The sequence below is a fragment of the Shewanella sp. W3-18-1 genome, from assembly GCF_000015185.1.
GTDB lineage: Bacteria > Pseudomonadota > Gammaproteobacteria > Enterobacterales > Shewanellaceae > Shewanella > Shewanella putrefaciens.
In genome coordinates, this window is the sequence record NC_008750.1 from 281,828 (window position 1) to 298,535 (window position 16,708).

At 45.6% G+C, this 16,708-nt stretch carries 12 protein-coding genes; 8 read left to right on the top strand and 4 right to left on the bottom strand.

What is annotated here, in order from left to right:
• Positions 1–271 precede the first annotated feature (271 nt).
• Both SPUTW3181_RS01365 and SPUTW3181_RS01370 read left to right on the top strand, forming a co-directional pair.
• Positions 272–1,450 carry a PrnB family protein gene (locus SPUTW3181_RS01365; RefSeq protein WP_011787657.1) on the top strand — a complete coding sequence of 393 codons (1,179 nt, stop codon included), beginning with the start codon at positions 272–274 and terminating at the stop codon, positions 1,448–1,450.
• 4 nt (positions 1,451–1,454) lie between these two features.
• Positions 1,455–2,576 (top strand): aminotransferase class V-fold PLP-dependent enzyme, encoded by a 1,122-nt coding sequence (locus tag SPUTW3181_RS01370; protein ID WP_011787658.1) that lies wholly within the window; start codon positions 1,455–1,457, stop codon positions 2,574–2,576.
• Between the two features lie 88 nt (positions 2,577–2,664).
• On the opposite strand, the gene SPUTW3181_RS01375 is transcribed toward SPUTW3181_RS01370, so the two are convergent.
• Positions 2,665–2,988 (bottom strand): YceK/YidQ family lipoprotein, encoded by a 324-nt coding sequence (locus SPUTW3181_RS01375; protein ID WP_011787659.1) that lies wholly within the window; start codon positions 2,986–2,988, stop codon positions 2,665–2,667.
• Between the two features lie 365 nt (positions 2,989–3,353).
• Here SPUTW3181_RS01375 and SPUTW3181_RS22040 point away from each other — a divergent pair, with 365 nt between their 5' ends.
• The 4 genes from SPUTW3181_RS22040 (at position 3,354) to SPUTW3181_RS01390 (ending at position 6,728) form a co-directional block, all read left to right on the top strand.
• The gene (locus SPUTW3181_RS22040) at positions 3,354–3,548 is read left to right on the top strand and encodes a hypothetical protein (RefSeq protein WP_011918503.1); all 195 of its coding nucleotides are present in this window, start codon (positions 3,354–3,356) and stop codon (positions 3,546–3,548) included.
• A 197-nt stretch (positions 3,549–3,745) separates the two neighbouring features.
• Positions 3,746–4,618, top strand: a complete 873-nt coding sequence (locus SPUTW3181_RS01380) for a hypothetical protein (RefSeq protein ID WP_011787660.1) — start codon at positions 3,746–3,748, stop codon at positions 4,616–4,618.
• Positions 4,619–4,800: 182 nt separating this feature from the next.
• A complete protein-coding gene (locus SPUTW3181_RS01385) occupies positions 4,801–5,673 on the top strand; it encodes a hypothetical protein (RefSeq protein WP_011787661.1) in 873 nt (290 codons plus the stop codon).
• Positions 5,674–5,855: 182 nt separating this feature from the next.
• Entirely contained in the window at positions 5,856–6,728 is an 873-nt protein-coding gene (locus tag SPUTW3181_RS01390) for a hypothetical protein (RefSeq protein WP_011787662.1), read from the top strand.
• A 326-nt stretch (positions 6,729–7,054) separates the two neighbouring features.
• Here the strand turns inward: SPUTW3181_RS01390 and glnA are convergent, their stop codons facing one another.
• Positions 7,055–8,464, bottom strand: a complete 1,410-nt coding sequence (glnA, locus tag SPUTW3181_RS01395; protein WP_011787663.1) for a glutamate--ammonia ligase — start codon at positions 8,462–8,464, stop codon at positions 7,055–7,057.
• Positions 8,465–9,498: 1,034 nt separating this feature from the next.
• On the opposite strand from glnA, the gene typA reads away from it, so the two are divergent.
• Positions 9,499–11,310, top strand: coding sequence for a translational GTPase TypA (gene typA, locus SPUTW3181_RS01400; RefSeq protein ID WP_011787664.1), 1,812 nt, complete (start codon positions 9,499–9,501; stop codon positions 11,308–11,310).
• Between the two features lie 71 nt (positions 11,311–11,381).
• Here the strand turns inward: typA and SPUTW3181_RS01405 are convergent, their stop codons facing one another.
• Positions 11,382–12,422, bottom strand: coding sequence for a GGDEF domain-containing protein (locus SPUTW3181_RS01405; protein ID WP_011787665.1), 1,041 nt, complete (start codon positions 12,420–12,422; stop codon positions 11,382–11,384).
• A 408-nt stretch (positions 12,423–12,830) separates the two neighbouring features.
• On the opposite strand from SPUTW3181_RS01405, the gene katG reads away from it, so the two are divergent.
• A complete protein-coding gene (gene katG / locus SPUTW3181_RS01410; RefSeq protein ID WP_011787666.1) occupies positions 12,831–15,017 on the top strand; it encodes a catalase/peroxidase HPI in 2,187 nt (728 codons plus the stop codon).
• Between the two features lie 70 nt (positions 15,018–15,087).
• Here katG and SPUTW3181_RS01415 read toward each other — a convergent pair whose 3' ends face one another.
• Positions 15,088–16,302 (bottom strand): 4Fe-4S binding protein, encoded by a 1,215-nt coding sequence (locus SPUTW3181_RS01415; RefSeq protein ID WP_011787667.1) that lies wholly within the window; start codon positions 16,300–16,302, stop codon positions 15,088–15,090.
• Between the last annotated feature and the right edge of the window lie 406 nt (positions 16,303–16,708).

Genomic DNA, 16,708 nt, shown 5'->3' on the forward strand with positions numbered 1-16,708 from the left:
AGTAAGATACATCGCCCAAGTATTTTAAGCTCTAAGTGTGTGAGCGTCTAGGGAAAGGCGTTAACGGGATGAGATTCATACTTAAGTACAAGGTGTAAATAAAAAGTGGCATTAGATCTTTAGCAAATTTGGCCAAGCTCTAGCAACAGACGGTGATAAGTTGCATTCTTGTTAACTTGACTCGGTGAATTCAGTTTATTGCAATGTGTAAACCCGTTAGACTGAAAACATCTCATCCAAAATAACGATAACAATATCCAAGGATGTCCAAGTGAAACCTGCCACCTACAATACCGAAGCGTTCGATGATTGGATCCGCACTCGTTTCGTCGAGCTAAACTCCGAGCTTGAACGGCTTTATTACCTGCAATCAGACCGCGCCAATGTGCTCAATATCGGCGATGAAGCGAAACAGCGGCTCGAATCTGAAGGGCGAGAACTGATAAAAACCTTGCTCGATGAAGGCAATACCGATGAAGGCTTTGATAGTGCATTTGATTTACTCGGTAATGTTGGCCTGCATATGGCGGCCTGTCGTCGCCATGAAATTACCGAACCGTCGCGGGAAACCACCTCACCACTGGCCGAAGCCTCTGCACTGGCGATGCATATTGGTGCCTCCATTGGCGTTACGCCACGCTTTGCCACCGCGCATTTAACCACACACAATCGTGCTCATCGTGGTATCTATAAGCGTTTTACCGATTTGCCTGATGAAAAACTGTTTGTGGATTATAACACTAAGGGGATCTTAGCCTATAAACGTGCCGCGGATGCGTTATTGAAGATCCAACCGCTAGGAATTTCCCATCCAATAAGTTTGGATTTACTGCGTGTCGCTAAACAGGCATTACAGGATGTAATTGAATCGAATACCCAATTATTTAATCGATTAGATACAGACCGCTTCTTTTATTGTGTGCGTCCTTACTACAAACCTTATCGTGTAGGCTCCGTTGTTTATCGTGGGGCAAATGCTGGGGATTTTGCGGGGATTAATGTTATTGATCTGACATTAGGGCTTTGTTTTGCCAACGAGTCTTCCTACTCGCAAATGCTGGTGGATAAATTTTTATATATGATGCCAGAAGATCAGCAGCTACTACGGGAATGCATGCGCCGCCCTAACTTAATGGATGATTTTTTGCAGGCAAAGAATAGTGTTAACCAAGATTGGTATCAGCAAAATCTCAAACTCTTTATCGAGGTTTGTGAATTGCATGGTGCGACCGCAATTCAGCACCATAATCAATTAGTCACTAAATATATTGCCGAGCCTTCTACGACTATGGCTCAACAACATCTGGCTAAGGTCACTGCAAGTGGGCAACCATTATCTGTGCTGCTGGGTTCCCTCGAAAAACTTCGAGATAGGCGTGCAGCCACTAAACGCAGTGATATTCGTACCCGCTATGATGATCTTAACTGTTTAAAAGAGAGTTTGAGGTAATACCATGTTTAGCGATTTTAAAAAGGATTTTTGTCTCGCCAATCCCGGTTATTTGTTGAGCCACTCCGTAGGGCGTCCACTTAAGTCAACCGAACAAGTCTTTAAAGAAGCATTTTTTGCACCATGGCAGGACTCTGGGCGTGAACCTTGGGGACAATGGTTAAGCGTGATTGATGATTTTACCTTTGCTTTATCTAAGTTATTTAACGGTCACCAAAAGGATTTTTGCCCTCAGGTTAATTTGTCGAGTGCGTTAGCAAAAATCCTGATGTCTTTGGCACGCCTAAACCGCGAACATGCCGTGGTGTTGATGAGTGAAATTGATTTCCCTAGCATGGGTTTTGCTATTAAAAAGGCATTACCCGCCAGTTGTGAAGTGCGTTTTATTCCTAAAACGTTAGATATAACCGATGCCAATGTATGGGATGCCCATATGGGCTCGGATATCGATTTAGTGTTTGTTAGCCATGCATATTCCAATACTGGGCAGCAGGCTCCGCTTGCGAATATCTTGGCGATGGCACGTCAATATGGCTGCTTAAGTGTGGTCGATGTTGCGCAATCCGCTGGAATTATTCCGCTTAATTTAGCTCAGTTACAACCTGACTTTTTGATAGGGTCGAGTGTGAAGTGGCTTTGCTCTGGCCCCGGAGCCGCTTACCTTTGGGTTAACCCTAGCATTATAGACAGTTGCCAACCTAAGGATGTGGGTTGGTTTAGCCATGAAAATCCCTTTGAATTTAATATCCATGATTTTCGTTATCACAACTCGGCACTGCGTTTTTGGGGTGGAACGCCCTCTATTGCGCCCTATGCCATTGCCGCCCACAGTATTCATTATTTTGCCGATATAGGGGTTGAACAATTGCGTAAAGGGAACCAGCTATTGATTGATATCGTTGCCGAGGCGCTAGATCAAGAGTTTGTATCACCTAGAGAGATAGAAAAACGCAGTGGCACCTTAGTTTTGCAATTTGGTGAACAACAAGGGCAAATAATGGCAGCCCTTGCCAAGGCAAATATCAGTGTGGATGCTCGTAGTATGGGGATACGTATTTCGCCGCATATTTATAATGATAAAGCCGATATTCAGTTGCTATTGAGTGTGATCAAGGCTCATCGCTAACGTAAATGATTTAAAATGGCGGCGTTAACTCATCGTCACACAGGCAGCGGTGCTTGGATTTGAGGTTATTTATTGGGTGCGATCATGCTTAAATCTTGTAGTCATAGCGGCAGACCATAGGTCGTGGGGTGTGGAGCTTGGGATCGCTGGGCGTGATCGCTAAATCTGCAGGTAGCATAACAGCGTCGACGAGCAGCGCACTGCCCATATCCACCAGAGTCAGCGGGATGGTAAAGAGCAGCAAGGGCGGGGCCGCCAACGCGGAGATAACCATACACTCCTCGCCATTATCAACAGCCGTCTGAACACTAGAGAAAGAATGACCCCAAGTTGAATTTTCTCCCATCCTCGATGTTATTGTCGCACATCCAGTCAGAGAACAGCACACGACCGACCAAATCAACCAACGCATAACCACTCCATTGTTTATATGTGAAAAACTGCATTGCTTCGGTATGATCTACTCACTTGATCAACTGAGAGCGTCAGTGGTGTGGAACCAGATCTGATTTCATTCGATGCCAATCTTTTCTGTTTCAACAACTTGGCATTCTAACTATATGATTATATCTGTCAATTATTCATCAACAGAAACGAGAGACAACCAAGCTCAATAACCTAGTTGTTAACGGCGACTCTTGTTTTGGATAAGTATTATACCAATCACATTAAATATCTCATCAGTTCAGAGCCTCACAAGCATCTCAATCCAAGGCGCATTGACGCAGAAATGGTATTCCCTTTTAAGTCAATGCAACACCGGAGTGGGATGCTTGTGTGGCTCCCGAAGGGCGGGTTTCAACGCGCTTTATACTGCGTTTAAGGCTTTCGACAGAGCACCACTATGCCTTCAAGCCTTCGCCTTGTCTAAAGTGCGTTGAACTCCCGCTGAATGAACAGATATTTAATACGATTGGTATTAATCATGGAGGTTTGTTTGCCGCGCCCTCGCAGAACTTTGATAAGTTTTGAACATACTCTTTAAAATCAGTCTCTACTTCCCTCGCTGGCCATCTAGCGACTTTTATTACTTTCCTTAAAACTGTTTCAGTAAATATTCGCTTGAGGGTAGGCCGAGAGCATATTATGTTGCTGATTTAAAATGGATGGCTGGATTTACTGTTTGGCGATGGCCACGCTACAAGTAGAGTCTACCGAGAGGTAACAGGATGAACAATAAAGTAGCGCCGCAGCAGTCGGCGTCGACAGAGCAAGAGACACAACCGTTGGACGACAGTCGGTATGAAGATCTGCCGCGCAGTGAGTTCCTGCAATTACCCCAAGAGGAGCAAGACCGGCTCAATAAGCTACGTCAGCAGCGGGTGCGTGAGGCGCCCACCCTCCATGAGTGGGATATTAAGGTAGCGACCGTGTATGCCATGGGGTGGCTCGTTGTCATTATTCCCTGCGGGATAATGGTGCTGATTGGCTTGGTGGCGTACTGGTATGAGTCTGACCAATGGTATGGTTTTTTTTTCATGGCACTGATTTTTGCGCCATTTATCCGCTACCTCTGGTTGGCCGACAAACAGTACCATTATCGGCTCACCACCGAGGGGTTAGTTACTACCTATCATGACGCGATTCCGGATGTCGCCTACGCGGTAGTGCGGGGGCTGGCTTGGTTTGGGGTGGTGGTTTGTATTGTCGGGGTGGCCTTTTTAGGCCCAGCCGTCTTAGTCGGCGCGGGTGGTTTTGCCGTGATGGCATTTTTCTTCACCGGTTTTAAAAATATAGAGACAACTTATGAGAGTCCTATAAAAAATGGGCATCGTCATTTGATTAAGGTAACGCGGAATCGTCCATTTATTGCCTGCCAATCGGATGTACGAACAATGGGCTTACGTGCAAGTATCCGTCTTCATTGCCCATTGGATAAGATGCACATTATCTTGTCATTGCTGATGACGCAGTTACCTGATTCTGAAATCCGTGTATTTAAAAATGAGCGCGTGTTAGATGGCGTACCATTTGCGTCATTTGAGTCAGGCGAACCTGCCCAACTGGCAGATTTTGCCCCTGAGAATACCCATGCCGTCTAACGCTTTCTTTCGCGCCTGTTATTGGTGTGAGATTCGGTGTCATCAGTGGCAGCTTTGCCACCAAGATGCTAACAGGCCTTATAGCGGCAAGATCGTCAAGAGTGAGAAAACATTAAGTACGAGCTGTGTGGGTAGGTTAACGATGACCGTGCAGTCTGTGGGTACAGCAAAGGAATAGCTATATGAATAAGAGAGCAGCGCCGCAGCAGTCGGCGTCGACAGAGCAAGACACACAACCGTTGAACGACAGTCGGTATGAAGACCTGCCGCGCAGTGAGTTCCTGCAATTACCCCAAGAGGAGCAAGACCGGCTCAATAAGCTACGTCAGCAGCGGGTTCGCGAGGCGCCCACCCTCTATGAGTGGGATATTAAGGTAGCGACTGTGTATGGCATTGGGTGGATCATGGTCCTTATTCCGTGCGGGATTACGGCTCTAGTTGGGTTGGTGACATACTGGTATGGATTTGAGCAATGGTATTATTTTCTCATCATAGTGATGATTTTTGGGCCATTTATGCGCTACCTCTGGTTGGCCGACAAACAGTACCATTATCGGCTTACCACCGAGGGTTTAGTTACTACCTATCATGACGTTATACCGGATGCCGCCTACGCGGTAGTGCGGGGGCTGGCTTGGTTTGGAGTGGTGGTTTGTATTGTCGGGGTGGCCTTTTTAGGCCCGGCCGCCTTGGTCGGTGCAGGTAGTTTTGCCGTGATGGCATTTTTCTTTACTGGTTTTAAAAATGTAGAGACTACTTACGAGAGTCCTATAAAAAATGGGCATCGTCATTTGATTAAGGTAACGCGGAATCGTCCATTTATTGCCTGCCAATCGGATGTACGAACAATGGGCTTACGTGCAAGTATCCGTCTTCATTGCCCATTGGATAAGATGCACATTATCTTGTCATTGCTGATGACGCAGTTACCTGATTCTGAAATCCGTGTATTTAAAAATGAGCGCGTGTTAGATGGCGTACCATTTGCGTCATTTGAGTTAGGCGAACCTGCCCAACTGTCAGATTTCGCCCCTGAGAATCCCCAGCCCAGTTAACGTTTTTTCTCGCGCCTGTTATTGGCGTGAGATTCGGTGTCATCAGTGGCAGCTTTGCCACCAAGATGCTAACTGGCCTTATAGCGGCAAGATCGTCAAGGGCGAGAAGACATTAAGTACGAGCCGTGTGGGTAGGTTAACGATGACCGTGCAGTCCGTGGGTACAGCAAAGGAATAGCTATATGAATAAGAGAGCAGCGCCGCAGCAGTCGGCGTCGACAGAGCAAGAGACACAACCGTTGGACGACAGTCGATATGAAGACCTGCCGCGCAGTGAGTTCCTGCAATTACCCAAAGAGGAGCAAGACCGGCTCAATAAGCTACGTCAGCAGCGGGTGCGTGAGGCGCCCACGCTTTATGAGTGGGATATTAAGGTAGCGACTGTCTATGGTCTATTTTGGTTAACCTTCCTGATCCCATGTGGTTGCTTAGCACTTATAGGGTGCTATTTGCTATCTGGCGATACTAGCTTGGGTATAGGGTTAATTATCATGGCTTCAATTATGTGCTTATCTGCTCGTTACCTCTGGTTTGCAGACAAACAGTACCATTATCGGCTCACCTCCGAGGGTTTAGTTACCACCTATCATGACGCGATTCCGGATGCAGCTTACGCGGTAGTGCGGGGGCTGGCTTGGTTTGGGGTGGTGGTTTGTATTGTCGGGGTGGCCTTTTTAGGCCCAGCAGCGCTGATTGGTGCAGGCGGAATGGCTCTGGGGGCATTTTTCTTTACTGGTTTTAAAAATGTAGAGACAACTTATGAGAGCCCTATAAAAAATGGGCATCGTCATTTGATTAAGGTAACGCGGAATCGTCCATTTATTGCCTGCCAATCGGATGTACGAACAATGGGCTTACGTGCAAGTATTCGTCTTCATTGCCCATTGGATAAGATGCACATTATCTTGTCATTGCTGATGACGCAGTTACCTGATTCTGAAATCCGTGTATTTAAAAATGAGCGCGTGTTAGATGGCGTACCATTTGCGTCATTTGAGTCAGGCGAACCTGCCCAACTGTCAGATTTCGCCCCTGACAATCCCCAGCCTAGTTGAATAAAGCGTGGACACTTAACAACAATGGCGCGGTAGTTAACTTTCGACTATATAGGTGGTTTTTATGCCGCACCCTCGTTTAATTTAGATCAGTCTTTAACCATCTATCTCTATTATTGCTGTTGCCTCGGTGCCTGGCGCGCCTTCTCTGAATGATAAATGAGTGGTTGGCGATGATGCCTATTTAGAGAACAACGCGATGATTGAATCAGAATCAAAGTTGTATATACCTTCAAAATACAAAAAGCCCCGATAGCGTTGCTATCGAGGCTTTTATATTTTCTGTATCAATTACATAAAGCGAGCTGGTTGTATAGCGCTAGCCATTACAGACTGTAGTACATTTCAAACTCTAATGGGTGAGTTGTACGTGCTACACGCTCAGCTTCAGCAGTTTTCAGTGCAATGTAAGATTGGATAAAATCTTCGCTGAATACGCCGCCACGGGTTAAGAACTCATGGTCTGCTTGCAGGTTTTCAAGGGCGTTTTCTAATGAAGTGGCCACTTGTGGGATTTCAGCCGCTTCTTCGGCTGGCAGATCGTACAAGTCTTTGTCCATCGCTTCGCCTGGGTGGATCTTGTTTTGGATACCGTCAAGACCTGCCATCAGCAGTGCAGCAAAACCTAAGTATGGGTTTGCATGTGGATCTGGGAAACGCGCTTCGATACGACGGCCTTTAGGGCTTGGTACCACTGGAATACGGATTGATGCAGAGCGGTTACGGGCAGAGTAAGCCAACATAACAGGTGCTTCAAAATGTGGTACTAAACGCTTGTAAGAGTTAGTGCTTGGGTTAGTGAAAGCGTTCAGCGCGCGAGCGTGCTTGATGATACCGCCAATGTAGTACAGAGCGGTTTCACTCAGACCAGCGTATTTGTCACCTGCGAACAGGTTAACGCCATCTTTAGATAAAGATTGGTGAACGTGCATGCCACTACCGTTGTCGCCAACGATTGGTTTAGGCATGAAAGTCGCAGTCTTGCCGTAGGCGTGTGCCATGTTGTGAACTACGTACTTCAGAATTTGGATTTCGTCCGCTTTCTTAGTCAGTGTGTTGAAGCGAGTGGCGATTTCGTTTTGACCCGCAGTCGCCACTTCGTGGTGATGCGCTTCAACCACTTGGCCCATTTCTTCAAGCACTAAACACATAGCGCTACGTAAGTCCTGTGATGAGTCAACAGGTGCAACTGGGAAATAACCGCCTTTAACGAATGGACGGTGACCTGTGTTGCCACCTTCGTAGCTTGTACCTGAGTTCCAAGCCGCTTCTTTAGCGTCGATCTTAACGAAACAACCTGACATGTCAGTACCGAAACGGACATCGTCAAAGAGGAAGAATTCTGGTTCTGGGCCAATCAATACAGTGTCAGCGATACCGGTAGAGCGTAGGTATTCTTCCGCTTTTTTAGCGATAGAGCGTGGATCACGGTCGTAACCTGTCATTGTGCCTGGCTCTAGAATGTCACAGCGGATCAAGGCTGTGGTTTCTTCGGTGAAGGGATCCAGTACAAAAGTGGTTGGATCTGGCATCAGTACCATGTCTGATTCGTTAATGCCTTTCCAGCCTGCAATTGAAGAGCCGTCAAACATTTTACCGTCTTCGAAGAAGTCAGCATCTACTTGATGAGTAGGAATAGATACATGCTGCTCTTTACCTTTGGTGTCGGTAAAACGTAAATCAACAAACTTAACTTCTAATTCTTCAAGTTGCTTTAAAACTGATTCAACTGACATTCTCAAGCCTCCGGTAGGGTAAAGGGATGACCCTTCTTATAATCTTTTAACTCAAGTGTATATTACTGAGCCAAACTTACGAGCTATATAGCGATATCCATGCCAACAATGTAACGTGTTGATAATTAATGGCTATAAAAAACATTGCACTAAATTGATTTTTCAAATGCACTATAATGGTGCGTTTGTGTGTGGCATTTTGGTGCATAAATCTATTTTGGTGCGCAGTGGCAATACGCCCTAATGCTAACGGCACTGTCGTTTTTTTGCATGTTACTGACACGGATTAGAATCTAAGTGACTCATTTAATAATACGACTCAACACAACAAGATTTACTTTCATGACAGTGTGCATGATAGGTCTTACACATAACATACAGAGAACAGGGCGCTAATTCTAATCCTATTGTGAGATTATTTTTTGGCCATATTAATGTCATAAAATAATGTGAAAGTAACAGGCTAAGGTTCTAATCATAGCCGTGTGCAAAATTATAATAGGTGTTTAAGATCATGTTATTAGCACTAGCTTCGTTCTCTAGAGCGAAATAAGTTTATGGCTTATGAGCCAGTAGCGTTTAGATGAAATGTTGTGGAAGGCGAGTTGTAAAGATGCGGTGTATTTAACCGGTGTACTCATCTGTTGTCTATACCCTGTCATTGCGGATTTAGCATTCCAAAATCTTTGGGAATAGTGTGTGACAGTATCTGGATATTACGATGGAAATGCCTACTCTTGTGAGCGCGCCATAAGATGAAGAATAGTGAATTCAGCTGTTTAACTTATGAGTATTTGCCAAAAACGGCCATTTATTTGCGCTTTTACGGTGCGACTAGACTATTCGGCTTAGTGTGTTGCCAAACGAGAAGCCCTTTGCCAAGGTGTATTGTTTTATAAGTGTTCAAAAATAATCCTGTGCGCCAAGGCCGCTCTGGAGTAGAATGGCACGCTTTTTTATGGCGACTCAACGTAGATTGCTGTAACGAATATTGTAATATCCCCTATTTTTGTTTGATGGTAAGAGGTTTATCCGTGCTAGAGAATTTACGTAACATCGCCATTATTGCACACGTTGACCATGGCAAAACGACCCTGGTAGACAAGTTGCTGTCGCAATCAGGAACCCTTGCAACCCGGGGAGAAGCTACTGAGCGGGTGATGGACTCCAACGATCTTGAGAAGGAACGTGGAATCACGATTCTGGCAAAGAATACTGCCATCAAGTGGAACGATTATCGTATCAACATCGTTGATACCCCAGGCCACGCCGACTTCGGTGGTGAGGTTGAGCGTGTTCTGTCTATGGTTGACTCAGTATTATTGCTGGTTGATGCCGTTGATGGTCCAATGCCACAGACTCGCTTCGTAACCAAAAAAGCGTTCGCCCAAGGCCTAAAGCCAATCGTTGTTATCAACAAAATTGATCGTCCAGGTGCTCGCCCTGATTGGGTTATCGACCAAGTGTTCGACCTGTTCGACAACTTAGGTGCGACCGACGAACAATTAGATTTCCCAATCGTTTACGCTTCAGCGTTAAACGGTTTTGCAACTTTAGATCCAGATGTCGTCAGTGAAGATATGACGCCACTGTTCCAAACTATCGTTGAAAAAGTCTCTTTCCCTGATGCTGACGCCGATGGCGCGTTCCAGATGCAAATTTCACAGCTCGATTACAACTCTTATGTAGGTGTGATCGGTGTGGGCCGTATCAATCGTGGTAGCATCAAAACTAACCAACAAGTGACTATCATCGGTGCCGATGGTAAGACGCGTAACGGTAAAATGGGCCAAGTATTAGGTTACATGGGCCTTGACCGTACTGAGGTTGAGGTTGCTAATGCTGGCGATATCGTGGCGATTACGGGTTTAGGCGAACTGAAAATCTCTGATACTGTCTGTGCCGCTGGTAATGTAGAAGCGCTGCCGCCACTGTCTGTTGATGAGCCTACACTGACCATGACTTTCCAAGTCAACACTTCACCTTTCGCAGGTAAAGAAGGTAAGTATGTGACTTCACGTAACATTCTTGAGCGTTTACAACAAGAATTAGTCCACAACGTGGCACTGCGTGTTGAAGAAACTGACAGCCCAGATCGCTTCCGCGTATCAGGCCGTGGTGAATTGCATTTATCAATTTTGATTGAAAACATGCGTCGCGAAGGTTACGAGTTAGCCGTATCACGTCCAGAAGTGATTCTGAAAACCATTGACGGTGAACTGTGTGAACCATTTGAAACGTTGACCGTTGACGTTGAAGAAGAACATCAAGGCACAGTGATCGAGAAGTTGGGTACCCGTAAAGCTGAAATGAAAGATATGCAGCTTGATGGTAAAGGTCGTGTACGTATCGACTTCATCATCCCAAGCCGTGGTTTGATTGGTTTCCAAACTGAGTTTATGACTGCTACTTCAGGTACTGGTTTAATCTACCACTCGTTCGACCATTACGGTCCACATAAAGGTGGCGATATTGGTCAACGCGCTAACGGCGTATTGATCTCTAACGCAACGGGTAAGGCGTTGACCTTCGCACTGTTCGGTCTACAGGATCGTGGTCGTCTCTTTATCGGCCATGCGGCTGAAGTCTACGAAGGCCAAGTGGTTGGTATCCACGCTCGCTCAAACGATCTAACAGTTAACTGTTTGAAAGGTAAGCAGCTAACCAACATGCGTGCCTCTGGTACTGACGAAGCGCAAGTGCTGACTACGCCAATTACCATGACGCTTGAGCAAGCGCTTGAGTTTATTGATGATGACGAATTAGTTGAAGTGACGCCGAAAAGCATCCGTGTTCGTAAGAGACACTTGACTGAAAACGATCGTAAGCGCAATAACCGCGGTTAACAAAAGCGGCTTACTTCGGTGAGCCACCTTATGAAAGCCCCGTTAAAGAAATTTGACGGGGCTTTTTTATTTTACGTTTCAAGCTTGTTCACTGATGGCGACATATAACGTATACAATTACGACCTGCCGATTTGGCAAGATAAAGCGCGGCATCTGCTTGGCGTACCAATTCTAAGGCGCTGTGTTGCTCTGAGGGCTCTATACAGGTGACACCAAGACTCACAGTGACTGTACCAAGGTCGGTTTTGACATGGGGGATAGCAAGCGATTGGATAAGTTGATGAATGTATTGCGCCGTATCGAGTGCTGTTTGCTGATCTGTATTGGGGAGTAAAATGACAAATTCTTCACCGCCATAGCGTGCAACCAATTCACCCGCCCGACGACCTGACTGAGATAACCCCTTAGCCAGTAGTTTAAGGCAGTCATCTCCTGCGAGATGACCATAGTGGTCATTAAACAATTTAAAGTGGTCAATATCGAGCATGATTAGCGCGAGTGGTGCACTGCTGCGTTGTCCGCGGCTCCATTCCATTTGCAGTATATGGTCAAAGAGCCTACGGTTACCAATATTGGTTAAGCCGTCTGTGTTACTCAGTTTTTCTAATCGACTGTTTGCTTCTGCCAATTCACGGGTGCGCGCTTCAATCATAGACTCAAGTTCGCGATTCCTTTCTTCTAGGCTCGTCATGGGGTAGATCTCCCCGTTATTGGCTAAACCATATGGGATAGATATGCCGCTATGGGCAATTTTCCAATCCTTGTTTTCTTGATGAAAAATGAGCACTAACCTTGCGGTTTCTTGGCAGAGTATTGATTCAGGGATCGGCAAATGTATATGGAAAAAAGCGGTAACAACAAGGATATCCTCTGCAAGATCCTGCAATGATAAATCTAGCATTTCGATGTGGATCCGCTCTGGTACTTGTGCAAAGTCTTGGCGAGTAATTCGTATCCACTCTTCTTTATTCGTGATCAGAACATCACTACTGCCCGCATAACCACTAAAATTATCGCTAAAACGCGTCGTGAGCTTGTCATTCCGTGAGGAGTACATCTCAATATATTCGTCAAAAAGTGATTGCATAAGTTGCAGGCGTCTCTGTCGCATAGACTCACTCCAAATGAGAGGATATAACGTGTTTTCGATACCCTTATAGAATAAGTATTGACGATAAAATGGTTCTGCAGTCTGATTAAAATCAATATAGTTTTGTAAAAACTAAACTAGGAGCTCAGATAGTGATCTTGCGCATTTGTTATGGTGTTTTTTAGATCTATCGTGTTGTCTTTTCGCGAAAGTAACCTAGTTTTATTCCTTAAGTTCAGGCTTTTTTGTCATGATGCTCGTTTATTCTCCCCATTTATCGAGAGTATGGACGGTATCACTAATCATAAAAACAGATTAATACAAACTGTTAAAGTCGCTTTAGGGGGTGGCAGAAAGTGATTAGTCTAGATTACACAAAAATGATTCAGGCTATACGCCCTTCGTTCGTCATCAATAAAGGAAGATCTCATGGATAAGACTCACAGCTCTCAAGGTAAATGCCCAGTAATGCATGGTGGTAATACCTCCGTCACAACCAATAATATGGACTGGTGGCCTAAGGCATTAAATCTCGATATTTTGCATCAGCACGACAAAAAAACGGATCCAATGGATCCTACTTTTAATTACAGCGAAGCATTTAAAACGCTCGATCTTGCGGCGGTAAAACAAGATTTATATGCCTTAATGACAGATAGCCAAGACTGGTGGCCAGCGGACTGGGGACACTACGGCGGATTAATGATCCGTATGGCGTGGCATTCTGCGGGTACTTACCGTATTGCCGATGGCCGTGGTGGTGCAGGTACGGGTAATCAAAGGTTTGCTCCACTTAATAGCTGGCCCGATAACGCTAACCTCGACAAGGCTCGCCGTTTACTTTGGCCGATCAAGAAGAAATACGGCAATAAGCTGTCTTGGGCTGATTTGATCATACTTGCAGGTAATGTTGCCTATGAGTCTATGGGTTTGAAAACATATGGTTTTGCAGGTGGCCGTGCCGATATTTGGCATCCAGAGAAAGACATTTACTGGGGCTCAGAAAAACAATGGCTTGCACCGAGCGATAATCCCAACAGCCGTTATTCTGGGGAGCGCGATCTCGAAAATCCATTGGCCGCTGTGATGATGGGGCTAATTTATGTGAATCCTGAAGGCGTAGATGGTAATCCTGATCCTCTTCGAACCGCACAAGATATAAGAATAACCTTCGCTCGTATGGCGATGGATGATGAAGAAACGGTTGCCCTGACCGCGGGCGGACATACTGTGGGTAAATGCCATGGTAATGGTAAGGCGCAGAATCTTGGTCCCGAGCCCGAGGCTGAGGATGTTGAAGCCCAAGGTTTAGGTTGGCTTAATAAGCACGGTCGAGGCGTTGGCCGTAATACTGTCACTAGCGGTATTGAAGGGGCTTGGACCACCCATCCGACCCAATGGGACAACGGCTATTTCTCATTGTTACTTGGTTATGATTGGGAACTGAAAAAGAGCCCTGCAGGTGCGTGGCAATGGGAACCCATTAATATCAAAGAAGAAGATAAACCTGTCGATGTTGAAGATCCGACGATTCGCCACAATCCAATAATGACAGATGCCGACATGGCGATGAAAATGGATCCTGAATATCGGAAAATTTCTGAGAAGTTCTATAAAGATCCTGCTTATTTCTCTGAAGTCTTTGCCCGTGCTTGGTTCAAATTGACCCACCGCGATTTAGGTCCTAAAAGCCGTTATCTCGGCCCAGAAGTGCCTGCAGAAGATTTAATTTGGCAGGACCCGATTCCACAGGTGGATTACCGCCTCTCTGATGATGACATTACCGCATTAAAAGCGAAAATTTTGGCATCAGGATTGAGTATTGCTGAGCTTGTAACAACCGCTTGGGATAGCGCACGCACTTTCCGCGGCTCTGATTATCGCGGTGGTGCCAATGGTGCCCGCATTCGTCTCGCACCACAAAAGGATTGGGAAGGTAATGAACCCGTCCGTTTGCAAAAAGTACTCAAAGTGCTAACCGATATTCAGACTGGTTTGAGTCAAAAAGTCAGTATTGCCGACTTAATTGTATTGGGTGGAACCGCAGCCGTAGAAAAAGCGGCCCAAGATGCAGGGGTGAATATTCGAGTACCATTCGCTTCTGGCCGTGGTGATGCTTCACAGGAGATGACGGATATAGAATCATTTGCCGTGCTTGAGCCCTTACACGATGCCTATCGCAACTGGCAGAAAAAGGATTATGTTGTTCAACCTGAAGAACTTATGTTAGATCGCACTCAGCTTATGGGACTCACAGCCCACGAAATGACAGTGTTGATTGGTGGCATGAGGGTATTAGGTGCCAACTATGCAGGTAGCGCGCATGGTGTGTTTACGGATCGTGTGGGTGTACTCAGTAATGACTTTTTTGTTAATTTGACTGACATGTCTTACAACTGGAAACCTGCTGGCAATAATCTGTACCAGATTATTGAGCGTAAAACCGGAACAGTGAAATGGACTGCTACCCGAGTCGATCTTGTATTTGGTTCTAATTCGGTGCTGAGATCCTACGCTGAAATTTATGCTCAAGACGATGCCAAAGAGAAGTTTGTGCATGACTTTGTGAATGCATGGACCAAGGTGATGAATGCCGACAGATTTGACCTCGCTTAATGGCTGAGTATTGAGATAAAACAAACAAGGTGCAGTTGAGCTGCACCTTGTTTTTTATGTCAAACTTAGCTTAATGCCCGACTCTATCTATGACTTTAATAAGTTCCATCCGAATATTATCTGGAGTTTGGCTATGCCAAAAACCGCCTAAATAGGCCCCAAGTGGTAATGCAAATAATGCCAGTAGTACCAGTGCGAGTAATCCTTTATGGCCCAATCGGTGGCCAGATTTGAGACTCAAGCCAAGCGCCGCTGATTTAGGGCAGGCGGCAACGCAGCGCATACAGGCCTGACACTCATCACTGCGAACCGTAGTTTTAGTGTGCACTATGATATTTGCAGGGCAGGCGCGGGTACATTTATCGCATTTCATTCCTTTGGCGTCGATCAAGCAGTGCTGAGTATCTCGGCGGATTTTAAGTGGGCTTGCAAAGCTTAAAATCCCAAGCATGGCACCATAGGGGCACAAATAACGGCAGAATCCCTGACGACGCCATGCGGCTAACGCGAGGATCAATCCAAAGCATAACAGGGTGACAAGTCCTGGCGTGATAAAAAACAGTGCCATCTTTAAGTCGGCGATTTTATGGTAATTCCCTTCAAGATAGTAGGGTATGGTTTGGGCTGGCATGCCGATCACGATATAGCAGAGTGCGAACAATAAGAGATACTTGAGCATTCGCAGTGGCCAATCGAGCCAAGCGGGTGGGGCTAATTCCGCTTTAATAAAGCGTTTTCTAAATGCATAGAGATATTCCCCTGCTAAACCTAATGGGCAAGCCCATCCACAAAATGCTCGCTTGCAGAGCAAACCCGTAACTAAGACTGCAGCCAACATAACCGCCGCCGCAGGATGGGTTTGATCCCACAAATTGAGACTAATAATGGCCTTAAGCTCAATGCCACCCGCTATGGGTAAAAAGGCATCGACTACATCTGGGCGCATTAGCCAAGGTGTTATGCCTTGTTTCAGTAATATCGTGTTAATGGTGTATTGGATAGCGACCAAGAGTAAGGACAGTGCTAAAAGATGCTGAGTACCTTCACGCAAGGTATTGATTTTAATTTCTTGCTTTAAGGAGTCTGGTGCAAATTTGTTAACGGCAAAAGCCGCAGGTAATGCAATCAGTAAACCTAGAGCTAAGGGCCAATATAGGCTAATGGCGACGGCAGCTAAACTACACAAGAGGGTGGCGATAGCTCCCCACTTTTGGCCGCTCCAATAACTAAGAGAAGCGAGATACATCAATGCCAACATCAACGTGAGTGATTCGATAAAAGTCATAGTGATGAATACAGCGAATAAGTTACAAGTACAAACTATGAGGGGTGGATGGAAGATAAGTTTTTGAGTACTAAACGAAATTGTGCAGCAGATCCAAAATTTACGCCATCAACCCACTAAAGCGCGTGATAGCTCACAAAGCTATGCATTTTAGGGTTGCACAAAAGCAACATGAGTTGCAGGGGGAGAAAAGCTAATTTATTTGCTAGAAGCTAGAAGCTAGAAGCTAGAGGCTAGAGGCTAGAGGCTAGAGGCTAGAGGCTAGAGGCTAGAGTGTTACTCATTTTTTTGATTATTTACCAATCCATTTTTGCCCTTAAATGGATCAGACTAAGCCGTTAGTTTTGGTTTGAAACTAACAGCTTGGATTCAATATTGATTGGTTTATTAACTTATTGATTTTTAG